Source organism: Nocardiopsis sp. L17-MgMaSL7 (assembly GCF_003182025.1).
Classification (GTDB): domain Bacteria; phylum Actinomycetota; class Actinomycetes; order Streptosporangiales; family Streptosporangiaceae; genus Nocardiopsis; species Nocardiopsis prasina.
The window spans coordinates 42,506-67,650 of record NZ_QGTF01000010.1 but is presented as its reverse complement, the minus strand read 5'-3'; the positions used below and the strand labels follow the sequence as shown (position 1 = coordinate 67,650).

The 25,145-nt window shown below is 70.2% G+C and carries 10 protein-coding genes; 1 reads left to right on the top strand and 9 read right to left on the bottom strand.

The genetic code is table 11. The annotated features are described in order from the left end of the window. Window positions 1-35: 35 nt before the first annotated feature. From BDW27_RS18460 to eccD, 9 genes are all read right to left on the bottom strand, one after another. Complete coding sequence (locus tag BDW27_RS18460; protein WP_233515807.1) at window positions 36-12,410, bottom strand: hypothetical protein; 12,375 nt, start codon at window positions 12,408-12,410, stop codon at window positions 36-38. A gap of 6 nt (window positions 12,411-12,416) precedes the next feature. After that, window positions 12,417-12,773 (bottom strand): hypothetical protein, encoded by a 357-nt coding sequence (locus BDW27_RS18455; RefSeq protein WP_110050573.1) that lies wholly within the window; start codon window positions 12,771-12,773, stop codon window positions 12,417-12,419. Between the two features lie 87 nt (window positions 12,774-12,860). Beyond that, window positions 12,861-13,166: a YbaB/EbfC family nucleoid-associated protein gene (locus BDW27_RS18450; protein WP_233515828.1), complete on the bottom strand. Its 306-nt coding sequence runs from the start codon at window positions 13,164-13,166 to the stop codon at window positions 12,861-12,863. Beyond that, window positions 13,087-16,530: a hypothetical protein gene (locus BDW27_RS27835; protein WP_233515806.1), complete on the bottom strand. Its 3,444-nt coding sequence runs from the start codon at window positions 16,528-16,530 to the stop codon at window positions 13,087-13,089. Before BDW27_RS27835 ends, BDW27_RS18450 begins: the two co-directional genes overlap by 80 nt. Window positions 16,531-16,615: 85 nt before the next feature. After that, window positions 16,616-17,062 (bottom strand): hypothetical protein, encoded by a 447-nt coding sequence (locus tag BDW27_RS18430; RefSeq protein WP_110050569.1) that lies wholly within the window; start codon window positions 17,060-17,062, stop codon window positions 16,616-16,618. Between the two features lie 125 nt (window positions 17,063-17,187). Beyond that, window positions 17,188-17,490: a WXG100 family type VII secretion target gene (locus BDW27_RS18425; RefSeq protein ID WP_110050567.1), complete on the bottom strand. Its 303-nt coding sequence runs from the start codon at window positions 17,488-17,490 to the stop codon at window positions 17,188-17,190. A gap of 68 nt (window positions 17,491-17,558) precedes the next feature. Then, a complete protein-coding gene (locus tag BDW27_RS18420; protein WP_110050566.1) occupies window positions 17,559-17,888 on the bottom strand; it encodes a WXG100 family type VII secretion target in 330 nt (109 codons plus the stop codon). A gap of 25 nt (window positions 17,889-17,913) precedes the next feature. After that, window positions 17,914-19,365, bottom strand: a complete 1,452-nt coding sequence (gene eccB / locus BDW27_RS18415; protein WP_110050564.1) for a type VII secretion protein EccB — start codon at window positions 19,363-19,365, stop codon at window positions 17,914-17,916. Between the two features lie 25 nt (window positions 19,366-19,390). Further along, on the bottom strand, window positions 19,391-20,788 hold the full coding sequence (gene eccD, locus BDW27_RS18410) for a type VII secretion integral membrane protein EccD (protein WP_110050562.1): 1,398 nt from the start codon (window positions 20,786-20,788) through the stop codon (window positions 19,391-19,393). Window positions 20,789-21,155: 367 nt separating this feature from the next. Here eccD and eccCa point away from each other — a divergent pair, with 367 nt between their 5' ends. Continuing rightward, entirely contained in the window at window positions 21,156-25,106 is a 3,951-nt protein-coding gene (gene eccCa, locus BDW27_RS18405; RefSeq protein ID WP_110050560.1) for a type VII secretion protein EccCa, read from the top strand. Window positions 25,107-25,145 lie beyond the last annotated feature (39 nt).

Genomic DNA, 25,145 nt, shown 5'->3' with positions numbered 1-25,145 from the left:
AAAAGCGGCACTGGTGGGGATGGTCTGTGGGCCCGTCAGGTCGGGTTGAGGGCGGTCATGAAGTTCGCCTGCATCACCGGGTTGACGCCCGTGGTGTTGGGCGCTGGTGGCGGCGGGGGTGGCGGAGCGGGCGGCCGGAAGGCGTCCCGCAGGGCCTCGAAGAAGGAGTCCAGGGAGGTCCGATGTGCGTGCAGGGCTTCGTGGAGCGCGTGGCGGCGCTCGACCAGCTCGCGCAGGGCCACCACCATCTCCTCTGACAGGTCCCGGGGAGTCCCGGCGTCGTCCCGGAGCGAGTCCAGTCCGTCCAGGGCGGCGCGGTGCTGCGCCGCGGTCACGTCAGCCGGACGGTTCCATCCGTGGTCGTCGGCTCCCGAGCCGAGGTACTCACGGATCGCCTGGACGCCGTCCACGGTCTGCTCCGACCATGACCTCGGGTTCATCTCCGGTCCGAGTGCGAGCAGGTCGGTGGCTTCCCGGGCGTGCGCACGGGAGTCGTCCGACCGGTCCAGCCCCAGCTCGTTGTCGAGCGCCGTGCCGAGCGCCTTCTCGGTGTCGGCGGCGGCGGTCTGATGCTCCGCGACAGTGTCCCACGCGGCGATGGATTCGGCACTCACGCCGGTGGCGATCTGACGGACCTGGTCCAGGCTCAGCCAGACGTCGACCGTTGAGGTGGTGCTCTCCGCCTTCGGTGGGGCACCCGACTTGGTGTCCTGCGCGACGACCAGTACATCGATGGGGAAGCGCACCAGGTACCCGGGCCCCTTCTCGGGGGCTTCGGCGTGGGTGTGCACGGTGGACGCCGACTGCTTGTTGCCGCCCCCCGCGGAGCTCTTCGCTCCGGCAGTGTTGGCGCCGCCGCCGAGGAGTGCCAGGTTCTCGTCGAAGCCGGAGGCGGGCTGGTCCACGCCCTTCATACCCGAGAGGTCCAGCCCGGTGTTGAGCGCGGTGGATCCGGCGTGGGCGACGGAGTCCTCGTCGCGGTGCGTGTCCTGGCTCTCCGTGCCGGTCCCCAGGTCCCCGACCGCCCCGACGATACGGGCGCCGTCGGGATCGACCTGGGTGAACAACTTCGTCTCCAGGCCGGGCACGGCGAAGGGCCCCTGCTTGTCCAGGCCCACCAGGGTCGCGCCGTCGCCCGTTGACGAGGAGTCGAACAACGTGGTCAGCACCTGCTGGTCGATGGCGGCGCCGAGCATGGGCGCGCGCGATCCGGGACGCCCCTGGTGCAGGTGGTCGACGGCGTTGGAGACGTTCCGTCCGTTGGCGTCGGGCTGCCAGCCCAGGGCCCGTGCCTGGGCGATCACCGCGGCGTCCGCGATCGGGCCGCGTCCGACCGCCTCGACCGGAGGCAGGTTGGTCTGCGGGCGCCCGAGGCCGCCGAACCAGTCGTTGGAGATGGCCTGGACGTTGTTCGGCCCGGTGGCGGGCGGTGCGAACGGCTGGGAGGTGACGGGTGTCGGGGCGGGGGGCGTGGGCTGGAAGGTCCCCGCCTGGTACACCTCGGTTCGGGTCCCCACGTCGGCGTGCGAGGAGAAGACTCTGCCGTCGTCCACCGACAGGGTGAAGTCGAGCCTTGTCGGCGTGGCACCGGTGACTCCGGGGGCCTTGACCGTTCGGGTCTCCGACTCCGTGGTGGTGTCCGAGGTCAGGTGTGCCTTGGTGGTCCCGCTCTCCGCACCGGTGCCCGTGGACGGGACGAAGGACTGGTACCGGTCATTCGGGAAGGTGGCGGCCCCGCTGCTGTCGATTCCGCTGGGTGGGACCGGGTTGACCAAGCCGTCCAGGCCGGCGGTCACACCGTGCTTCTTCTGCTCGCCCTCGGAGGCGTTGTGTTCGGTGGACTGCGAGACGGAACGCTCCGAGGACATCCCCGACTCGACCGGACCGAAGACGGGTGCGCCGTTGGGCCCCAGCTTGAGCAGCAGCCACCCTCCCTCGCTGAAACGCTGTTCACCCATGAAATCGTGGCGGAACTTGACACCCAGGACCAGGCCTCCGGTCTGGTACCTGAGGTTGAGGCCCCTGGTGTTGGTCGGGGACAGGGCGGCCCTGATGTCGCGCTGGCTCTGGTCGGTCAACTCGAAACCGTTCGCGCGCACCTCCCGGTTGATGCTGTCCAGGGCAGCGCGGGAGTCGATGTTGTTGAGGGCGTACCCGGAACCCTCCCGTCCGGGGATGACCCCGATGTCGTTGGGCACCGAGCGGGCGTTCGTCAATGCGGTGTCGAGACCGGCGGTGCCCGGCAGGGCCGCATTCTGGGCGAGGTCGAGGACGCGGTAACGCGAGTCGGTGTGACCGTTCGCGTCGTGGTGCGTGGGCGTGACCTGCTCCTGGACCTGCTCGCCCTGTGGGCGGTCGCGGTCGTTCCCGTCCTGGTTCTGTTCGTCCCCCGGACGGTTCTGGGTGTTCGGGGTGCGGTTGTCGTCGCCCTGCGTCCGGCCGTCCTGGGTCCGGGTATCCGGGGTGCGGTCGTCGTCGCCCTGCGTCCGGCCGTCCTGGGTCCGGGTATCCGGGGTGCGGTCGTCGTCGCCCTGCGTCCGATTGTCAGCGGGGCGGTTGCGGTCACCGGTGTCGTCACCTCCGGCGGGCCTCGTCACGACGTTGCCGTGCCCATCGGTGGTGGTACTGAACGGCAGCGTGGCAACGGTTGCCCAGCGGGTGCGAATCGTTGTGTCCACGCTGTACCGGTCGACGGTCCTCACGTTCACGGTGCTGCCGGGCAGGGAGATCTTGTTCTCCTCGCCGAACGAGGTGGAGTCGCCCTGCGTCTGCGTCTGCTTCGTGGCGAAGGGGATGAAACCCAGGGTGCCACGCACGCGGTTGTACCTGGGGTCGCCCTGGTTGGGGGACGCTTCTCCCTTGAGGCCGATCGTCACATTGTGCGAGGAGCTCTCGCTCGTGCCCACGACCCTGTCTGAGTCGGCCTTGAAGGTGAGGCCGACTTCGCTGTCGAGCAGCACTCCCGACGTGTGCACCGACACACGCTCGGCGTTGATGTTGAGCGAGAGATCGGCGCGTTTGGTCCAGGAGTCCTCGAACTGGCCCTGGAGCTGGAGGCCACCGTCATGCACGTCCATCGAGTGGGCGGCCAGGGCCTGGGGCGAGCTGAGGACGCGCCAGGTGCCCATGACGGCCTCGCCCGAGCGGGAGGCGGCTGTGAAGCCGGGAGCGGACCTCACGGAGTCCACGAGGTTGTCCCACAGGCCGGGAGACTCGGAGTGCTTGGGCGCATGCGGCAAGCTGTCGAGATCGAGGTCCGGCCGAGGACGTGGCGTTCCGTGCCGGTTGTCGGCAGCCCGACCATCCTGGTTCTGCTGGTTGCCTTGGGCCTGGTTGTCACCCTGGGTCTGATTGTTGCCTTGAGTCTGGTTGTCACCCTGGGCCTGGTTGTTCCCCTGGGCCTGCTGATTGCCCTGGTCCCCCTGAACCGGTGCCGCGGGGGGGTTGTTCGTCGGGTTCGGTGGGCGCAGACGCGCGTCACGCTCCACGGCGAACCGGTGGTCCTCCCCCAGCCCGCGTGCCGTGGCGGCGTCGCCGTGCGTGCGCCGCTCAGTATTGCGCGCCTCGGTGAGCTCGCGCTCGCTGGCGGGAAGAGCGTCTCGGGCGTTCGTCGATGCGTCCCGGGCCTCCGTGGCGGTTTGCACGGCCTCCTGAGCCTCGTTCACCAGGGTCTGGGAATTGTCCACCTGTGTCTCTGCCCGGGTGACTTCCGCACTCAGCTCGGAGGGGGTCTGCTTGGTCAAGCGGGCCACGTTCTTCGGGTCCCTGGCAGACTCGACGGGCTTCGTGCCGCTCTCCCCCGCGGACTCGATGGGCTTCTTGCCGATCTCCCCCTCGGACTTGTCGGCCTTCTTGTCCAGCTGATCGGCGCTGGTGTCGAGGTCACCCGCCTCCCGGACGGCTCTCAGGGCCCCTTCACGCTTCTCGCTGATGGCCTGGGGCGTCTCCGGCCGCGGCGGGGTACGAGCCGGATCGCTGGCGTCCGAGGGAGTCGGTTGTGTGGCCTTGTTGTAAGCCGCCTCAGCGTCCTCCAGCGCCCCGCGGGCGTCCTCTCTGGTCTCGACAGTGCTGTCCCAGTTGGCGACAGCCGCTTCCCAGAGGCGGTTGGCGGTGGACAGATTCGTCGTCTCGGGCGTGGGCGTACCCAACGGCGTGATGAGGTCGGATGCTGCAGGCACCGTTGGTGTCTCGGCGCCGGTCGCCTCTTGGAGCGCCTTGACGTAGTCCCACATCCGCTGGACGGCGTTCGCGTTGCGATCAGCCGCCGCCTGCTGGGCGTGAGCAGCATCCAAGCGGTCCTGAACCGCCTGCTGTACCTGGGACAGCTCAAGATTCTTCTGCGTGAGGACCTCCTGGTCCTGAGCGAGTGTCTCGTTCCTGGTCTTCAGCGTCTTCTCGGCGGCGTCCAGCGTGTTCTGGTTGTTCGTGAGGGCGTCGGCGAGAGCTTTCAGACCGTCTCGCGCGGTCTCGGCAGCGGTAGCCGCCTCATGGTGCCGTCGGGCCTGATCGAGCGCCCGTTGGGCGGCGTCGCGGGCTGCTCTCTGGTCAGCCGAGCGGTCGGTGTTCGGGCCGGGACTGTCGAGTTCGCCCGGCACCGGTGTCGTCCTGGGGCCCTCCACCACGACACGGGGGCGCTGGGCGTCGGGGCCCGAGCCCTGCGGGGTGACGGAGATGGGCGCGTGGCTCCCGATCGAGGCCCGAAGGTCGAGCGCGTAGGACCAGGTCTCCAGGTCACCCTTGGCGCTGGAGGAGGCTTCGACCCCGCCCTTGCGGGTGCCGGAGAACGGCTTCGCGTTCTCGTGCTCGTAGGTGTATCCGGCACCCACTTCGAGGACGCCCTTGGGCAGACCGCCGGCCGTCGCCCCGAACCGGGCCTGGATCATGGCCGTGGCCTCCGCGCCGTAGGCGATCGAGTTCTGTTCGCCGGACCCCTGGGCGGTCGAGGCGCTGAGCGCTGAACTCAGGGAGCCGCCGCCTCGCGTGCCCTCGAACCGGGCATCGCCGAATTGCCCGTCCAGCCGAACGGTGAGGAAGTCGGCGCCGTCCCGGTCGTCGGTGCGTACCGACGGCAGGAAGACACTGAGCACGTCGCGGAGCTTCCCAGGGGCGGGCGTCAGCGCGTTGCCCAGACCGCCGGTACGCAGGATGATGTCGATGCCCCCGGTTGTCAGGCCATCGGACTCGGCGATCGCCCTCCCGGCCTTCTCGTAGATCTCCAAGGTGTTCTGTGCGCGAAGGTCCGGCCCCTGCCACACACTCCCCAAGAATCCTCGACGGTCTCCGGGGGCCCCGGAGGGGTCGTTGACCAGTTCGGGGTGAAGGTTGAAGACCTGCTGGTGGATGAGCTTGGCCGCGACGGTCATGGGCGAGTCGCCGTTGCCGTCCCTCAGACGCCCGTCGCCCCACTCGGCCCGCACCGGAGCCGCCTCACCCAGGTGCTGCACGCGGTCGTTCTGGAGACCGGGGGTGGTGGGCGCGGCCGGGGGAGTCTGTGTGCCGCGGTTGTTGCCACCCGCAGCCAGGGAGACGGCGTCGGATGTCGAGACCTGGTCGAGGGTGACCAGGTCCAGGATTCCCTCCAGCACTCGTGGCTGGGGCTGGGGCTTGGACGAGCGACCACCGCGCTCCTGGTTGTTGTTACCGGTGTTGCCCGTGTCGTTGTTACCGGTGTTGTTCTCCCCGGTACTACCCGTGTTTCCGGTGTTCCCCGTATCCCTGGGCGGGGTGGGCTGCTGCTCGGTGGTCGTGACCCGGTAGATGCGTTCCACCTCGTAGATGGCGGAGTCACCCTTGGTGCCGGGCCCGAACACGCGCTCGCTGCCGTATTCGATGCTGCGCGTGTGCTTCTGTGCGCCCTTGACTCCACCACCCACCTCGGTACCGGCCCGAAGCGCCGCCCCCACAGCGGGGATGATGGTGCCGATGAATCCGATGCCTGCTCGGATCTCCTGCTTGTTGGTGCGCCCCGCACTGAACTGCGCGTTGCCGGACGACTTGTTGGTGTCGGAGAAGGACGAGTCCTTCAGCTCCGGCCCGATCCTCGTGTAGTTGACGGGGCCGCCGCTGATCTCGACGAACTGCGCGTTCCCGGCGTCGTCCTGGTAGGGGAACCGCAGTACCTCCCCGTCGTCCGCGCGTCCCAGGTGGTCACGCAGCGTCCGCATGTCGACCGGGAACCTGTCGGGCAGTGTGCTGTCGACGACGGCCAGTGTGTGTGAGAACCGCGGGGCGCGGATCGGGATCCCGTCCCCGTCACCGTCGCGTGAAGCCGGATCGTCGGTGCGGAACTGTTGGGGCGCACGGTCGGTGGTGGTGCCCCCGTCACCGTTGTTGTCACTCAGATGACCCGCCAGGACCAAGTCGAACGCGTCGTTCAAGCGGTCGGAGAAGCTGGCCCGGACCGGCAGCCCGGCGGGCTGCTGCACGCCGGTGCCCTGCTGTCCGGCGGGCTGCTGCACGCCAGTGCCCTGCTGTCCGGCGGGCTGCTGCACGCCAGTGCCCTGCTGTCCGGCGGGCCGCTGCTGTTGTCCGCCCGGTTGCCGCTGCCCACCCGTGTGCTGCTGCCCGCCCGTATCCTGTTGCCCCCCGGCCGGTCTGGGCGGCTGCGGCAACGGCGTGACGTCCAGGGTCGCGTTCACGACGAGATCGCCGGCGAAGTGCGCGGGGCCGTCCCCGTCCACGTCGACCTTGCTCTTGTGTCGGCGTTCCGAGCTGGTCTGGTACTCGGTGCCGCGCTGTCGGACCGCGAACGACCCCTTCAAACGGGTGGTGATCAACGCCGGCTTGGCGAGGGCCTTGCCGATGATGGTTACGGGAGCCGCCACGTTGACGCTCTTGCGGCTCTGCTGGGATCCGCTGCCCACCGTCTTGGCACGGTTCTCGGTCGCGTCCCCGGCGTTGACGCGGTGGTCGGGGGAGTCCGTGATGTCGCGCCACGTGCGGTCCACCGTCAACCGCACGTTCCCTCGCGGGGGCGGAGGATTTTGGCCGTTACCGTCGCCGTCCCGGTTGGGGTTGGGAACGTGCACGGGGACGTCGATCGCCTCACCAGGAACAGTGCGGCCTCCGCTGATGCGCTCGATGGCCTCCGCGAAGGCCCGGCCGTGCGGCTCCACGCCGTGCTGCGTGATCTGGCCGAGCAGACGCTGCTCCAACCCGTCCACGTCGGCGTCGGGGTTCATCCGCATGCCGGGGTATCCGCCGTAGTCCACGTTGGGACCGACGTCGGCGAGAGCGTCGAGCACCGCCGTCGTCTCCTGCGTGACCGGCCTGGTCACGGGCGGCGGGTCCGGCGGCGTCAGGTCGGTCTGCGTGACCACGATCTGCGGCGGGTCCTGGCGCGTGTCGTCGCCGTCGACCTGTTGCTGGGTGTCGGTGGGCGCCACTGTCCCGTCCTGGACCCGTGGCGGTGGCGGGGGCGTCTCGCCCGTGGTGGTCGGGTTGTTCCCGCGCGGTGCACGGGAGGATCCCTCGCCCCCGTCGTCGGTGACCCTGGGCCGACGAGGCCGACGACGGTCCCCACGGTCACCTTCGTTGTCCCGCTGGTTGGTGAGGTCCTGCATCCGGTGGCTCTCGGGCCTTCGGCGGTTCCGTCCGCTGCCTCCGCCGTCGCGGCTGCTGCCTCCGCCGTCTCGGCTGCTGCCTCCGTTGTTCCGACTGCTCCCCCCGTTGCTGCGGCCACTGCCTCCGCTGTTGCCGTCTTTGTTCCCGCTCTTGGACTTGAACGGGTTGTAGAAGGGTGACGCGGCCCGGTGGTCTCCGCCGCCTTGCGTGGTCACCGGCGTGGGTCCGCTCGGCATCTGCGACAACGGCGCGTCCATGCCCGCGTCGCGTGCGGTGTCGAGGGCCTGGTCCCAACGCCCGTCAGTGGTCCACTCCTGGACCGTACGGTCGAAATCCTCCCGCAGCCGGGGCGGGAGATCGGCGCGGACCTGGTCGTCGTCGCGACCGCGTACACGGTTGTCGTACGCGGCACCGAACAGGGCCACGTTGTCGGAGTGGTCGCGGTTCCCGTCGGGGTCGAGCACCTGGGACAGGTCCCGGTGCACGGAGTCGGGAAGGTCTCCCACGCGGGTGGGCGGGTCGTAGCGCGACGCCCCGTTCGCCTGGGTCTCGATCTGCTCCAGGTAGTGGTTGAGGATCTGCGGGGGCCGGTTGTCGCGCCCGCCGGGAGAGTCCATGTAGCCGCCTGCCTCGTGGACGGCGGTGGAGTCCGGTGAGTCACGGAGCACGGCACGGGGACGGCCGGACCCGTCCTGGGAACGGTCCTGGGACTCGTCGTTGAGGCCGATCTGGTGCAGGATCTCGTGCAGCCAGACGTCGGGGCCGTCATCCATGCGCCAGTTGGCGGTGTCGCTGCGCCCGGGCAGGTCCGGGTTGTCGCGGACCCAGGACACGTTGGAGTGCGGTCGACCGTCGGGACCGACCGACTCCACACGGACATGGAGCTGGTCCCCGCTGTCCGGCAGACGGTAGCGCTCGTTCACGACGTCGTTCAGCCGGTCCAGGAAGATCCGCTGGGCCGTGTTCGCGTCTCCGCGGCTGACACCGGGACCGGTGTCGAAGTTGATCCGGACCGTGAGTTCGGTGACGTGCGTCGGCCCGTCGGGTCCGGGATCCGGCAGGGGCACGCGACGGATGTCGAAGCCGCGTTCCGCGACCGAGGTGATCGGGTTGTCCTTGGTGGACCCGTGCAGGATCTCGACACCGTCGGTGTCGACACCTGAGCGGTCGCGGTTGCCGCCCACCCGCGTGGGTTCGACGCTGTCGCGCGTGTCCTGCCAGTCCGTGGGCGGACGCGTCCGGTCGGAGACGGGGGCCGGGTCGTCGGGATTCGGGCGCGGGCGGGACACCGGTGGGGTGTTGGTCTGGTTGCGGCGCCCGTCCCCCGTGGACTCCTGGCCACCCTGCGCGGCGGGGTTGAGCGGCGGGGCCATCACGACGGGCACGGGGGTGCCGTCGGGTCGCGCGGTCGCCTCGTTCGATCCGTCGTCCTGGCGGACGGGCGAGCCGGAACCGTCCTCGTCGCGCGTGGAGCCCTGGGAGCCGTCCTCGTTCAGCGGGCCCTGCTGCTCGCCGTTCTGGTGCACGGTCGCACCGGGGTCCTGCTCACCGGAGCGCTCGTCTCCGGGAGACCGGACGTCGGAGCCGGTGTCGTCCTGGGTGGTGCGGGTGTCGTTGGGTCCGGACTCGTTGTCCGGGGCGGTCTCGGAGTCGCCCTCGCGTCCGTTCGGGCGGTGGGTGTTCGTGTTGCCGTCGCTCGAACCCTGCCCGGTCGCGTTCGGGGTCGACCCGGGCGAGGGCTGCCCGTTGGTGCTGGTGTCGTCCGCAGTCCCCTGAGCCGGGGGGCTCTGGTCGGAGGACTGGTCCTGGTTGTCGATCGGTCGGACCGATCCGTCGGTGCCCGACTCCTCGTTCGGGGTCTCCCGAACCGGAGGGCTCTGGTCCGACTCCCCCGGGTTCGGGGTCTCCCGGACAGGGGTGTCCTCAGGCCCGTTCTCGCGTTCAGGACCACCGGTCTCCCGCACCACACCGTCACCAGAGGACTCACCCTGCACCGGGGAGTTCTGATTCGGGGTCTCCTGAACCTGCTCACCCTGGTTCGGAGCGTCCTGGACCGGCTGATTCTGAGCCGGGGGCTCCTGGGTCGGCTGGTCCCGGACGGGGGTGTCCTCAACGGTGTTCTCACGCACGGGGCCATCCCCGTCACGCACCACACCGTCACCGGAGGAATCGCCCTGCACAGGCGGGTTCCGCACCGGCGAGCTCTGGTCAGCGCTCCCCTGGACAGGAGAGTTCGGGTTCGGGGACCCCTGGGACGGGGCCTCCTGGACAGGCGGGTTCTGGTCGGGACTCTCCTGAACGGGCTGCTCCTGGTTCGGCTGATCCCGAACCGGGGAGTTCCCACCGCTCTCCTGCACGGGACCACCCCCGTCCCGCACCACACCATCGCCAGAGGACTCATCCCGCACAGGAGACTCCTGGACAGGGGAATTCGGGTCCGGACCCGCCTGAACGGGCGGCTGCTCCCCGACCGGCGTCTCCCGAACCGGGGAGTTCCCACCGCTCTCCTGCACGGAACCACCCCCGTCCCGCACGACACCGTCACCGGAGGGCTCACCCTGCACCGGAGACTCCCGAACCGGCGAGCTCTGGTCAGCGCTCCCCTGGACGGGAGGGTTCGGGTTCGGGGACCCCTGGGGCGGGGCCTCCTGCACGGGCGGGTTCTGGTCAGGGCTCGCCTGCACGGGCGGGTTCTGGTCAGGGTTCCCCTGGACAGGCTGGTTCTGGTCAGGGTTCCCCTGGACAGGCTGGTTCTGGTCAGGGTTCCCCTGGACAGGCTGGTTCTGGTCAGGGTTCCCCTGGACCGGCGGCCGCTCCTGGTGCGGCGTCTCCAGGGCAGGCTGGTTCTCGGCCCCGTCCTGGTTCCCGGGCGTCGTCTCGGGCCCGTCCACCACCGCCGGGCCCTGGCCGTCACCGGTCTCCTCGGGGGAGCGGTCCTGGCCCCCGGTGTTCTGGTCCTGACCACCGGGGACGGGCCCGTCCCCGGCCCCGTCGTCCTCCACGGACGTGTTCTCCGGTCCACCCCGGTTCAGGTGGTCGGAGTCGTTGCCGCTCCCGTTCTCGTTCGAGGGATTGACGGGCCGTTCGGAACCCTGCCCGAAGGAGTCCTGCGTCGTGGGCGTCCCGTTCGAGGCGTCATTCTCGTTGGTCGGTGTCTCGGGCAGGGAGGAACCGCTCTCGGACCGACCGTTCGTGTCGGAGGACTCGGTGGTGACCTGCTGGGGTGGTGGGGGAGGCGGTGGGTTCGAGCCCCGTGTGGGCTCGTTGGTCGAGTCGTTGCCCTGTCCGCGCGAGCGATCGCCCTCCCCTGACGAGGAGGAGCCGTTCGAGGAGGACGTGTCCGACGCGGAGTCGCCCGAAGAGGATCCGGAATCCGACGTGCTGACGTTCCCGTTCCCGTCCGGGGAACCGCCGACATCACCACCGACGCTGCGGTTGTCGTTGACACCGTCGTCGGAAGGGCCGGGCTGTGGGGTGGGCGGAGGGACGCCCGGGGGCAGACCGGCGTTCTTGAGGTGGTCGAGCAGCAGCAGTCCGCCCGTCGTGAGACTCTGCTGAACCATACCGGAGACGAGTCCGGAGACCCCGGACAGCCAGGTGACGGTGAAGGTCTTCTGGTCGCTGAAGAGCAAGTTGAAGAAACCCTCGCTGAGAGTGCCCTGGGCGGCGTTGGCGATGCCCTGGCCGCCGAGCTGCGACAGGAAGTTCTTCCAGTGGGAGCCGACGTCGGAGAGCCCGTCGCGCACCCCGGTGGGTACCCCCGTGGTCAGGAAGTCGCGCATGTTGGGGTCCAGGCCCCGCCCGTACTTGCTCACGACGTCGTTCAGGGCGTCGTTGAGTCCGTCCCTGCCCCAGTTCCGGGTGAAGGCGTCGGCGTAGCGCTCACCGAAGTCGCGTGCCTGGTCCTTGCCCATCGAGCCGCCCAGGGAGTTGGCGAACTGGTCTCCCATGTCAGTGCGGAAGCGTTCGCCGTCGATCGGGCGGTTCCACCCGGGCCGGTTGTCCATGCCGTACGGCCGCAACAGCTCTTCGCTGTTACGGCCCATCACGCCGCCGATGCCATCGGGCAGTCCGCCGGGGCCGCCGCCGACGCTGCCCGTGGGGAAGTTGTCGTCGAGCTGTTTGGTGATGGACGGCCCGGTGGTGTTGCCGAGCAGCTTGTTGAACTGATTGGACAGCGCGCTGCCGCCGAAGACGGCGGCGGTGCCGAACAGGCCGTCCAGCATGGCGCCCTTTGCCGCGTCCTCGGTGAGCTTGTGGTCCCACCCGTCGCGGTTGCCCTGGTCGATCTGGATGCGCTGGATCAGCGCGTCCAGCGTGAGGGCGAAGAACTGGCTGATGGCCATCTGCTGGAGCAGCGTGGAGAGCAGCCGGAACATGACCCGCCCGATGACGGTGCGGGCGATCGCCTGGAAGATCGGGATCTTGGCCAGGGAGGCGCCGAAGGTGTAGGGCGCCATGGCGATCGCCCAGGCGATCTCCACTGCCAGCTGGACGAGCTGACCGATGATCATCCACTTCGCGTACTGCACCTGTGTGCCCGCGTTGTGGACGTACTCCTGGAGACCCCGGGCGACCTTCGTCCCCTCACCGAGGTAGTTGTTCTGCCCCGCCGTGAACTCGTCCACCGACTGGTCGAAGAAGTCCGCCGCCGTGGCGTCGAAGTTCTCCCGCACCTTGTTCTTGATCCGGATGACGAGCTGGGGGAGCTCGACCTCCAAATGGTCAGCGGTGGTGCCGTAGACCTGGGCGAGCTCCCACAGCCGCGTCTCGTCGGCGGTGGGCCACTCCGAACCCGTCAGGACCGAGAACAGGTTGCGGAGTTCGGCGGGCAGTTCCATTCCCATGGGGGATCAGTGCCTCCCGCTGGTACCACCGGTACCGCCCTGGATCCCGCCCAGGCGCGCCGCGGTGTCGATGCCGTACTGCTCGGAGCGGCCGAACTGCTTGGCCGTGTCGATAGTGGCCTCGGCGGTGTCCTCGAACGCCGTACGGAGTGTCTTCAGGAAGACCGCGAACTCGTCACGCGCCGGGAGGTAGTTCGCCTCGAACGACTTGGCGACGGCGTCGCCCTCACCCCAGCACTCGCCCAGGGCGTCGGCGGAGGTGGTGTAAGACTGGTCGATCGCCCCCACCATGGCGGCGAGCTGGTGGATCTCGGCCCCGTCCCTGGCTACCGCCTCAGGGTCGATCGAGATGCGTTCCGACATGTTCCCCTCCTTGCTCGTCCTGTCCCGTCTCCGTCGTCATGGCCCGGAGCGGGGGAGGCACGTTCCTCCCCCGCTCCCGGCCGACCGTCACTTGGGCGACCGCACGTTGCCCAGACCCAGTTCCTCCAGCAGAGCGGTCGGGTCGCCCGCCACCGCCTGCTCCCGTGCCGCCGAGTCGCCCGGCACCAGTGTGCCCATGGCCGTGGAGACCTGCTGGGCCACGTCGCGCCGGGCTCGTTCGACGACCTCGATGATCGCGGCGGCGAGTTCGGCGGGTGCCATCATCCGGTACTTCTCGGTGTGGAACCGCATCTCAGCGATCTCGCCTCTCGCGTTCACCGTCACGCTGAGCATCCGGTCCTTGGACGCCGCTTCGGCGGTAACCGACTCCAGGTTTGCGCTTGCCTCCGCCAGCCGCTCCTGGCTCTGGCGAAGTTGTTCGAGTGACCTCTCCATCTGACCCTGCAGGGACATGTCCAACGCTGCTCACTCCCTTGTCTTTTCGTGTTCCGGGGCGTCCGAGTGAGGCGGGGCCGCCCCGTGCGGTGGTGCCCCACACCTTCTCGTCCTCCGAGAGCCACGTGGTGCGGCTGCGTTCCTGGCCGCCGCCACCGCCGCCGCCACCGCCACCGCCCATACCGCCTGGAGGCATCATGGGCATGCCGGGGGTGCCCGGGGTGCCGGGCGTTCCGGGGGTGCCAGGGCCTCCGCCCGTGGCGGATCCGTCCGTTCCCTGGCCCCCGCCGTAGCCGCCGAACGGGCTGGTCCCGCCCGGACCGTTGCCCCGGCCGCCTCCGCCGCCGTCACCGTTGCCGCCCACGGAGCCGGAGTCCGAGCGGGGGGTCATGCCGCCGCCCGAGCTGCCCGGACCGGAGCCGGACGAGGAGTTCACGTCGCCGGGCCCACCGATGCCGCCGATACCGCCGGGGCTGGGGAATCCGCTGCCGCTCCCCGAGCCGGAGCCCGAACCGGGGCCGGACGAAGAACTCAGGTCACCGGGCCCACCGATGCCACCGGGCGACGGGTAGCCGCTGCCTCCGCCGCCTCCGGAACCGCCGAGGACGGGGGGACCGGGGATCTCGGGGCGGTTCGAGCCGCCGCCGATCTCGCCGGAACCACCCGGGATGGGCGAGCCGGACCCGTTGCCACTGCCACCGGAACCGCCCATGATCGGCGCGTCCGGCAACCCGGGCCGATCCGCGCTACCCGGACCACCCAGATCACCCACACCACCCGGAATGGGGGAACCCGATCCGTCGCCGCTACCGCCGGAACCGCCCATGATCGGGGCGTCCGGCAACCCGGGCCGATCCGCGTTGCCCGGACCACCCAGATCACCCACACCACCCGGGATGGGGGAACCCGATCCGTCGCCGCTACCGCCGGAACCGCCCATGATCGGGGCGTCCGGCAACCCGGGCCGATCCGCGTTGCCCGGACCACCCAGATCACCCACACCACCCGGGATGGGGGAACCCGATCCGTCGCCGCTACCACCGGAACCACCCATGATCGGGGCGTCCGGCAACCCGGGCCGATCCGCGTTACCCGGACCACCCAGATCACCCACACCACCCGGAATCGGCGAACCGGAGCCACCGGTGCCAGAACCGCCCGAAGACAGGTCCAGGTCGCCCTCGGTGGATACGCGACCCGGGGGCGGCGGCACGCTGCCGCCCCCCGCGCCACCTGTGGAGGAGGAGAGGTCGAGGTCCCCGAAGCCGCCGTTTGGCGGTCCCCCGATCGAGGATGACGGGTCACCGCTGCCACCACCATCGGAACGCGAGCCGTCGGGGTTCAGGATGCTCCCGTCGGGAAGCCGAATGCTGCCGTCGGAGAGCCGGGCGCTCCCCTCCGGGAGCGGCGTACTCCCCTCCGGGATCTGCCCGCTGCCGTCCGAAGGGCGCGTGCTGCCGTCGGGGTTCACGACGGTGCCGTCCGGAAGACGTGTACTCCCGTCGGGAAGCAGCGTGCTGCCGTCGGGGAGCGGGGTCCCCTGCTCCCGACGACCCGTGTTGTTCGGGCCGCCGCCGGTACCGCCGCCGCCCATACCCCCCATGCCCGGCGCCACTGGCGGCGGGAAGAACCCGCCCGGGCCTCCGCCGGACGAGGAGGGGTCGCCTCCGATCCCGTCGAACGACCCTCCGGCCCCGGGACCACCCAAGCCCTGCCCTGGACCGTCGAGGCCCCCCGAACCGGAGGAGATCGGCGGACCGCTGGGGCCGTTCGAACCCGGGGCGTCCGGGGGACCGCCGAACTCACCCGAGCCACCTGGCACGGGTCCTCCACCGCCCTCGGGCACGGGTCCACCCCCGCCCTCGGGCACGGGTCCCCCGCCGTCGGGGATGTCCGATCCGCCGCTGTTGGGGCCCTGGCCGTTCAGGTAGTCGTTGACGATCTCGTCGACGGTGCGGCCGTCGCCCAGTGGCCCGTTTCCACCACCACCGCCGCCACCGGTTCCGTCCCCGCCGCCACCCCCACCGTTGCCGTCGCCGTCGCCGAGGCCGCCGAGAATGTTATCGCGGGTGAGGACGCCGCTACCCACGCCATCGCCGCCGCCGTTACCTCCGCCCTCACCGCTGCCGCCGTTGAGGTACTCGTCGATGATGTCCTGAATGGAGCGGCCGTCACCGTCACCACCGCCACCATCGCCGTCACCGCCGCCACCATCGCCGCTGCCGCCGTTGAGGTACTCGTCGATGATGTCCTCAATGGAGCGGCCGTCACCGTCACCGCCGCCGTCACCGCCGCCGTTACCGCCACCGCCACCCCCTCCGCCGCCGGGCGGGGTGACCGCGACGGGGACGAAGGGCAGGATCTCCGCGGAGGAGGTGCTGTAAGTCGAGGAGACCGTGGAAATACCCTCCGTGGCCGCCTTGCGCAGGTCGGCCAGGTTGTCCCACCAGCGTTCCTTGATCTCCTTCTCAAAGTCCTCCCAGGTGGACTTCTCATCAGTCCGCCTGCCGCGGATCTTGATGACGCTGTCCTCCCAGGTGACCGTGCCCCGCTGCTCCTCCCACCAGTTGCGGATGGTTCTGCGGGGACTGCGGTCGGCGCTGTCCTGCCAGGTGTTGAACGCGCGGATCACCGATTGGAGGTAGGTGTTGTGGGCGGCGTGGCGCGCCGAGGTCACGGCTCCGATGGCCGGTTCGACGTAGTTGGCGATGTGCTGGAACTCGTCGGCCAGTTTCCTGAGATACCCCCACAGGGCCTCGGCTCCGGCGCCCTCGAACTTCTCGTTGCCCGGCTTCATGGCATCGGACAGGTCCGACAGCTCTTTGTAGCGATCGGTGGCGAACTTCTGGAAGTCGCCGAGGTCGGTCTCGATCCGGCTGAGGACACCGTTGTCGAAGGTTCCCGTCCCGGGACCGGAGGCGGCATTCAGGATGTCGCGCATCCGGTCGATGAAGTTGCCCCACACCGTGCCGTCGGTTTCCTTGATGGCCTCGTTGAGGTGGATGCCCGAGTAGACCGCACCCCACTCGTACCCGCCGAGCCGCTCCGCGTCGGAGGCCCGGCTTTCGAAACCGAACCACTCGTCCGCGTCCTTCGGGTTGTTGACGTTCCAGAAGAACTCCTTGATCCAACTGGTGTCATGCACCGCCTGGGCGGAGCCCATGGGAGGGGCCGATCCCTTGTCGTCTTTGTCAGCGAAGGCGTTGATGGCGTGTGCCATCTCCTCGCTCCCGACGGCGCCACTGGACTCGGGGACCGCGGGATCGGTCCCCTCCTTCTCGGGAAGGTCCTCGTCAGCCATGCAAGTTCCTCAGGGCGGGTTCGTGGGGCGGAGGGGTGGTGGCCCGGGCGGCCGGTGCGCTCACCCGGACGGCGTCAGTCGGAGGTCAGGACGACTCGGGGGTCCCGTTGGGCGTGTCGGTGGGGCCGTTGCCACCACCGCCACCGCCACCGCCGCCCGTGGGCGCACCGTTGGTGATGATCTGGCCGACCTGGGTGGCGTCCAGCTCCGCGTCGGACTCCAGCTCCTCGTAGGTGTTCGCGCTGTTGCGAATCCCTGCCGACATCCCGACCAGGCGGATCTCCAGGTCGGTGATCAGGGTGGTGAACTGCGTCAGCACGGCGCCGACCTCCTTGGAGAGCTCGCCGGCGATGGGGAGGTGGTTGTCGGGGTTACCGAAGGGCACGTTGGGTGCGGTTGCGTTCTCACCGCTCGGGTAGTGCGTGGACGCCCGGGTCTTCATCTTCGAGACCTTCTCCCGAAGCGGATCGACATGCGCTGTCTGCAACGTCTTGAGGTAGTCCAGCGTGACCTTGGTCTTCTCCTCTGACACGTCCTGCCCCTTCCTCTCCTGTCCAGCTCTTCGTCAAGTCGCGGTGCGGCGTCATCCGGCGTGGTGCGGTGTTCCCTCGGCCGCGGCGTGGGCCGACCGGGCCGTGGCCGCGGCCGAGGGGGTGTTCAGCGGCGTGCGTTCCAGTTCCCGGCTTCCTGGAGGTCGCCGCGACGGTAGCGCTCGGTGATGTCGCCCAGGGAGACCTGGGCGTGGCCCAGCAGCGCGCGCATGTCGGCGACGTTGCGCCGCCACGAGAGGAGCCGCTGGTCGTACTGCTCGGAGGCCTCACCGATCCAGTCGGACTTGACGGCCTGGACCTTGGCGTCCAGCTCGTTGATGGCCTGCTCGATGATGTCGGTCTGCCTACGCAGGTCGATGCCCGCGTCGTCAGCACCGCTGTACTTGATCTCGAATCCGTCCATGGACATGGCTCCGGTTTCTCTCGGTGGTGCGCCCCCGGTCGCGGAGGCGTACGGATCAGGTCGGTCAGGTCAGGTCAGCGAGCGACGTCGCCCTGGTTCGGGTTGAGCTGGGTGATCCAGTTGGCGGACAGCATGTTCTCGTCCTCCATCGCATGGAAGTTGCGCTCGGTGCCGCCGAGGATGCCGATCATGTCGTTCATGTCGTTGGTGATCAGGCGCAGCTCTTCGAGCCACTTGACCAGCGCGGTGTCGTACTGGGTGGCCGCGCCGCCCTGCCAGTTGCCGCCGAGCAGGTCCCGCACGCCGTCCACGCTGGTGTAGACGCCGTTGCACGTGGTGTGGGCCGTCTCCATGGCGTCGCGGCCGGTCCGCATGGCCTGGTCGGTACTGCGCATCATCGACATGGGAGTCTCCTGGTTCTGTTGGGCGTCAGTCGGAAAGGCACCGGGGTTCTCCCGGTTCCGCGAGAGCGCCGACGGGTTCCGCGGCGGCCTGCGGGGTCAGGTCGGGCCCGGTGGGCAGCAGGTCCAACAGGGCGGTGGACACGGCGGAGGCCCCGCCGGGCGCGTATCCCAGCGTGTCGGCGTCCTGGGCTTCGGGCACCGGGTACTTGGCCCCGGTGTCGGTGACCAGGAAGTACGAGCCGCGCAGCGCCGCCCCTCCCGCAGGGGCCGCCCTGACCAGTCCGCCCTCCCCCGACGGGATGTCGATGAGGTCGGGGGCCGTGCAGGCGGCGGTGCTGCCAGCCGGGGGCCGCGCGGCCCGCCCGCCGATGTCCGCCGGGGAGGTGAGCGCGAGCGCCAGCGCGCCGTCCCCCTGGTCGATGACGCACAGCGCCGCACCCTGGGGGTCGGTCAGCTGCGGCGGGACGGCGGGCAGGCCGTCTCCGGTTACCGGATCCTCGCCCGACAGGTGCGCGCGCAGCTCGTTGACGGTGAGTTCGACCGGTGCGGGGTCGCCGCCCCCGTAGGCCTCCTCCGCTGTGAGCGGATGCCCCAGGAGCAGGCGGGCGTGGGTGGCGTCGGTGGGGGTCAGGCCGTCCTGGGTGAGCACGTAGAACTGCTCGGGGCCGCCCTCCGTGGCCGGGACCGTGAAGACCTGCCCCACACGGGTGTCCGCGCCGCTGAGACGCGGCCCCTCCTCGCCGCGGCCGTCGATGTCGAGTGCGGCGAGCTCGGGGCCGGCGGGCACACCGTCCAGGACGGCCGCCGCGACGGGGTGGGGCACCGCGGTGCCGTACCCGAGGGACTCCAGAGCGCCGTTCTCCTCGTCGATGGCCAGGCGGTTGCCCTTCCACAGCAGGTGGATCTCACCGCCGGGGCCCCGGACCAGGACACCCTCGTCCTCTGCGACCGGTGAGCCGAACGGGGACCGGCCCAGGGTGAGCGAGGTCAGGGTCTCGACGCCGTCGCCGGTGTTGACGGTGGTGGCGCACACCTGCCAGACCATGGAGCCCTCGGCTTCCGTGGGGGGAAGCCCGTCGGGGGCGCCCGCGATGCCGATGGAGGCTCCGACGGGGGTGCCCTCCAGCGAGTCCGCGGCGACCTGGACCGGTTTGGAGTTCGCGGTCAGCAGCACGGCCGACGCCTGGTTGGACACCGGCCACAGGACGCCGTCGGAGTAGACGTAGCGGCCCGCGCCGCCCTTGACGGCGACGAGCGTTCCCTCGTGGCGCCAGGAGGTGGCGCCGCCGGGGAAGATCAGACCGAAGATGAGGAAGCCCACGCACAGCAGCGCCGCGAGGATCAGCCCGATGAAGGTGCCGTTGCGGGTGCGCCGCAGGGGTGCCTCGACGGCGTCCGGGTCGGCGGCGGCCATGGCCGTGGAGAGTCGGCGCACCATGAACGAGTGCGCCTGTACCTGGTCGCGACGGGTCTGCATCAGACCACCCGCCTTCCGCTACGCGTCATCCGCCGATCCCCCTCAGCAGCGCCAGCAGCCCCAGGTTTCCGGGAATCAGGCACACCAGGACGATCGCGGCGAGGCTCTGGATGAGTTCCCCCGCGCGCCCCCAGTGCGGGATGGGACGGTTGCCCGGCACGGACCAGGCGGCGAGGAGCAGACCGAGCGCCGCGACCAGCAGCAGCCCGAACAGGACCATGCGGGCGGTGTCCCCGCCCAGGAGTCCGCCGCCGACCGCCAGGGCCACCAGACCGTACACACCGGCGCCCAGCAGGCACACCCGGTGCCACACGCCGTTGAGCCCGCGCGACTGGAGCAGCAGGATCAGCGCGACGCAGACGCCCGCTGTGGAGGCCAGGCCGCCCGGGTGGGCGGCCAGCACGGTCATCGAGGCCGCACAGACCGCGGCGACGACGGCCAGCAGGCCGCCGAGGTAGTGGTCCGCTCGCTGGCTGCGGGTGCGGACGTCGCGGGCCGGGTGGGGGTCGATGTACTCGCCGAGCTGGCTGACCCCGTCGGGCAGGGGAGGCAGGCGCATCCCCGCCAGACGGAAGGCCAGGGCAGGTGCGAACGAACAGAACAGCAGCACCAGGGCGGCGGCCGAGACGGCCACCCCGGGCGGCGGGGCGTTGTCCCAGAACATGAGCAGGGCACCGGCGGCGGCGGTGAACAGGGCCGTGCCGATGATGGCCGTGAAGAACGGCAGGCAGGCGGCGACGGCGGCGATTGCCAGGACGGCGGCGCCGGTCGCCGTGGACGCGCCCGAGAGCATCCGCGCGCCGGTGAGGGCGTTGCTGGGGTCGCCGCCCGGGAGCGTGGCCCCGGCGAACGCCATGAACAGCACGGCGGCGCCGCCCGTGACGGCGGCCGCGATGGGCGCGTCGAAGGCGCGGGCGGCCGCCCCGGCGGCGAGCAGCAGGAGCAGCCCCGTCGCGGCGGCGGTGGCGCCCGCGATCCAGGTGGGGCCGAGCAGCGTCAGTAGGCCGAGGGCACCGGCGAAGCCCACGGCGGCGGTGCCGGTCAGAGCCCGCCTGGAGACCCGTGGCCCCCACCCGTCGGAGCGCTCCGACAGGGTGTCGGCCAGTCCGTCGACGAGGTCGTCGAAGTGGATCTCCGGCATCTGGTCGGCGCGTTCGCGCAGGTACAGGGTCTCGCCGTCGGTGAGGCCGAGCGTCTCGACGGTCTCGGACTCGTCGAGCGGGGGTGAGCCCAGACGTTGGAGCACCCACCCTCCGTGCTCGAGGCCGCTCTCGTCGAGGTCCTCGTGCTCGTTCTCGGCGTAGAGCAGGAACGTGGGCAGCAGCTCGGCCAGCGGCAGGTCGCACGGAACGGCGATCTCGAAGGAGGCGTTGGGCGCGCGCACGACCAGGCGGCAGAGATCGGCGGAGACGACGTCCGACATCGGTCCTCCTCGCTGGACGACAGTGGCTGGGTCGGTTTACGGGTGTGGGATAAAGACACCCGTGGAGGGGGAGAAGACCGGGCTACGCCATTCCTCGGCGGAACACCCGGGGGCAGGGGTACGGCGCACCCGAACTGGAAATGCTGAGCTAGACTAGCATCACTTCCGGAATTCCGGTCATGACGTTTCGGAAAACTCTGCCCCGGGGATACCGTTGCTCATTTGAGCGCCCCAGCCCCCTCCCCCGGAGACCGAATCCGGCTCTAGGGTTCTCCCATTCGAACCCGTCGGAATTGCCCCCGGTCGGTCCGCCCGCCGCCCCTGTCACGAATAGCGCCTGACCAGGGGAAAGAGAAGGGACACGCTGATCAGCACCATCCTCGTCCGCAGGCCGGCGCGTCGACCCGGCCCCGAGCCGCCCGACGGCGAGCTCTCCCTCCAGGAACCCCCGGTCCTCCCTGAGCAGGAGAACAGCATCTCGGGGGTCTTCATGTACCTCCCGATGGCGCTGAGCTCGCTCGCGATGGTGATGATGTTCATCCGCCCCGGCGGGGGCGGTGCCCTGGGCACGGCCATGCCCTTCATCGCGGGCGGCATGATGCTCGTCGGCGCAGTGGCGATGGTGGGCGGCCAGATCCTGCGCGTACGGATCGAACGCAGCCGACGACTCTCCGGTGACCGTCGCGACTACCTGCGCTATCTCGGCCAGATGCGCGGCCGAGTGCGGGACGTCGTGGTGGCCCAGCGCGAGGCGCGGGCGTGGAACGGCCCCGACCCGGAGGCACTGTGGTCGCTGGTGCGCACGAGCAGGCTCTGGGAGCGCCGCGGGGCGCACGACGACTTCGCCGAGATCCGCATCGCCGTGGGCGAGCAGCCGCTCCAGACGCGCATCGCCCCGTTGTCGACCAAGCCGGTGGAGGACCTGGAGCCGCTCAGCGCGCACGCGCTGCGCCGTTTCATCAACGCCTACGCCACCGTCGCGGACTTGCCGGTCTCGCTTTATCTACGGGGATTCGCGCATCTGGGTCTTCGCGGCGACGCGGAATCCAGCCGTGCAATGGTGCGCGCACTCGTGGGTCAGGTCACAGTTTTTCACGCGCCAGATGAATTGCGTGTTGTCGGCTGTGTGAACGATGAGCGAATGGCCGACTGGGAATGGATGAAATGGCTTCCGCATTGCATGCACCCGACGGAGCGCGACGGCGCGGGCCCGGTCCGGCTGATCGCCTCCGACGCCATTGAGCTGGAAAGACTCGTCGGTCCCGTGCTGGCGGACCGGCCGCCCTTCGACCCTCAGGCGGCGCCCGGTCGTGACGAGCCGTTCACGGTCATCATCGTCGACGGCGGAACCGTGCCGCAAGGGTCGAGATTGCTCAGCGGAGGCTTTCGCAACGCGATCGTGATCGAAGTGGGCACCGAGCGCATGTGGGACGGAGCGCCTCACACACTCTCACTACGGGTCGAAAAGGATTCCGTGGAGATGAGTGAGCTGGACCGTACCGGACGCGAGTCCTTCTCCCACCTCGGACGACCCGACTCCCTGGACCTGCACCGGGCCCGTTCGCTGGCCCGCATGATGGCCCCCTACCGGGTGAGCGTCGCCGCCGACGTCGTGGAGCCGCTCACGACCGACTTCGACCTCACCACTCTGCTGGGCATCCCGAACCTGCACACCTGGGACGCCGCCCGCGAGTGGGAGCGGGAGCGCCCGGAGAGCCGACTGCGGGTGCCCATCGGCATCGCGGCCTCGGGTGCGCCCCTGGAGCTGGACCTCAAGGAGTCGGCGCTCGGCGGGATGGGCCCGCACGGGATGCTGATCGGCGCCACCGGTTCCGGCAAGAGCGAGCTGCTGCGCACGCTCGTGCTGTCGCTCGCGCTGACCCACTCCTCCGAGAAGCTCAACTTCGTCCTGGTGGACTTCAAGGGCGGCGCCACCTTCATCGGCCTGGACAAGCTGACCCACACCTCGGCGCTGATCACCAACCTGGCCGACGAGACCTCCCTCGTGGAGCGCATGCAGGACGCCCTGCACGGCGAGCTGATCCGCCGCCAGGAGCTCCTGCGCTCGGCGGGCAACTTCAGCTCGGTGCACGAGTACGAGAAGGGCCGCCGGAGCGACCCGACCATGGAGCCCATGCCCACGCTCTTCGTGATCGTGGACGAGTTCAGCGAGCTGCTCGCCGCGCACCGGGACTTCATGGAGCTGTTCGTGATGATCGGGCGCCTGGGCCGAAGCCTGGGCGTGCACCTGCTGCTGGCCTCCCAGCGGCTGGACGAGGGCCGCATGCACCAGTTGGAGAGCCACCTCTCCTACCGGATCGCACTGCGCACGTTCTCGGCCATGGAGAGCCGGGGCGTGCTCGGTGTGGCCGACGCCCACCAGCTCCCTCCCGCACCGGGTTCGGGTTACCTCAAGTCCGACACCGAGGAGCTCACCCGGTTCAAGGCCGCCTACGTGTCCGGGCCCTACCGCGCCAAGCGGCGTGCGGCGCGGGCGTCGACCGCCGCTCGTGAGATCACCCCCTTCCTGCCCGGGTACGTGGCCGGTCCCCCCGTCTCCGCCGTGGAACCCGAGCCGGAACCGGTGCAGGAGTCGGACACCAGCCTGCTGGAGACGGCCCTGGAGGCGGTGCGGGACGTCGGTCCGCCCGCGCGCCAGGTGTGGCTGCCGCCCCTGGACCAGGCCCCCACCGTGGCGGAGATGCTGCGGTCGGAGGGCGCGACCTCGCTGCCCGCATGGGGAACCGACCCGGTGCTCACCGTGCCGGTGGGTCTGGTGGACCGCCCCTTCGAGCAGCTGCGCACCCCGCTCACCGCCGACCTGCGCGGCGCGGGCGGGCACACGGCCGTCATCGGTGGTCCGCAGAGCGGCAAGAGCACCCTCCTGGTCTCGCTGATCAGCGCGCTGGCGCTGACCAACACCCCGGAGCAGGTGCAGTTCTACATCCTGGACTTCGGTGGCGGCACACTGCGCGGTGTGGCGGACCTGCCGCACGTGGGCGGTATCTGCGGGCGCATGGACCTGGAGCGGGTCACGCGCACCGTCGCGGAGATGACGGCGCTGCTGGGGCGCCGTGAGCAGTTCTTCGCCGAACACGGCATCGACTCGATCGGCGCCTACCGTCGCCGGCGTGCGGCCGGGGAGTTCGCCGACCAGCCCTACGGGGACGTGTTCCTGGTCATCGACGGCTGGGCGACGGTCCGCGCGGACATGATCGACATGATCGCCGAGATCACCCAGATCGCCCAGCGCGGCCTCAACTACGGCATCCACCTGATCGTGGCCTCCCCGCGCTGGGCCGACGTGCAGTCCAGCCTGCGCGACCTGCTGGTCACCCGGTTCGAGCTCCGGCTCGGTGACGCGGTGGACTCGGCGATCAACATGCGCCAGGCCGAGAAGGTCCCCCGGATTCCCGGGCGGGGTCTGACCGCCGAGTACAAGCACTTCCTGTCGGCACTGCCGCATCTGGAGGAGGGACCCGAGGCGTCGGTGGCCGACGTGGTGGCCGCCGTCAAGCAGCGGTGGGACGGCCCGTCCGCTCCGCAGGTACGCCTGCTGCCCCTCTCGCTTCCGGCGTCGGACCTGCCTCCCCCCGAGGACGGCCCGAAGATCGCGCTGGGTCTGGAGGAGCGTCGCCTGGAGCCGCTGTGGCACGACTTCTCGGTGCTGCCGCACATGCTGGTGGTCGGGGACAACGAGAGCGGCAAGACCAACCTGCTGCGTCTGGTCACCCGCACCATCCGGGAGCGGTACAGCTCCACGGAGGCGCGCGTGGTCGTGGTGGACCCCCGACGCGGCCTGTTCAACGCGATCCCCGAGGAGCAGCGTCTCGGCTACGCGGTGACCGGCGAGAGCGCACGCGAGATGATGATGGCGGCGGCGCAGGCGCTCAAGCCCCGGTTGCCCGGCCCGGAGGTCACTCCGGAGCAGCTGCGCGAGCGCTCGTGGTGGACCGGCCCCGAGCTGTTCGTGGTCATTGACGACTACGACCTGCTGAGTTCCGCGGGCGGCGGCGGGCCGCTGTCCCCGCTCATGGAGATGCTGCCGCACGGCGCCGACATCGGGTTCCACCTGATCCTGGCGCGCGGTGCCGGTGGTTTCAGCCGTGCCATGGGCGAACCGGCGCTGCGGATGCTCATCGACGCCAACACGCCCAGCATGGTGCTCTCCTGCCCGCCCTCCGAGGGTGTGCTGTTCGGATCGCTGCGACCGCAGCGCCTGCCTCCGGGCCGTGCCCTGCGCTTCGACCGCCGCGACCCGGTCAAGGTGCAGCTGGCGCTGGACCCGGAGACGGAGGAGGCGGCCGCCCGCGACTGACGGGTGTCCGGCAACGAGGAAGCGGCCGCCCCGCTGGGC

What these genes read in the sequence shown, in the direction of transcription:
- eccB (WP_110050564.1), bottom strand. Translation starts at nt 19,365, where the DNA reads ATGCAGACCCGTCGCGACCAGGTACAGGCGCACTCGTTCATGGTGCGC.
- BDW27_RS18455 (WP_110050573.1), bottom strand. Translation starts at nt 12,773, where the DNA reads ATGTCGGAACGCATCTCGATCGACCCTGAGGCGGTAGCCAGGGACGGG.
- BDW27_RS18460 (WP_233515807.1), bottom strand. Translation starts at nt 12,410, where the DNA reads ATGGGAATGGAACTGCCCGCCGAACTCCGCAACCTGTTCTCGGTCCTG.
- BDW27_RS18425 (WP_110050567.1), bottom strand. Translation starts at nt 17,490, where the DNA reads ATGTCCATGGACGGATTCGAGATCAAGTACAGCGGTGCTGACGACGCG.
- BDW27_RS27835 (WP_233515806.1), bottom strand. Translation starts at nt 16,530, where the DNA reads ATGGCTGACGAGGACCTTCCCGAGAAGGAGGGGACCGATCCCGCGGTC.
- BDW27_RS18420 (WP_110050566.1), bottom strand. Translation starts at nt 17,888, where the DNA reads ATGTCGATGATGCGCAGTACCGACCAGGCCATGCGGACCGGCCGCGAC.
- eccD (WP_110050562.1), bottom strand. Translation starts at nt 20,788, where the DNA reads ATGTCGGACGTCGTCTCCGCCGATCTCTGCCGCCTGGTCGTGCGCGCG.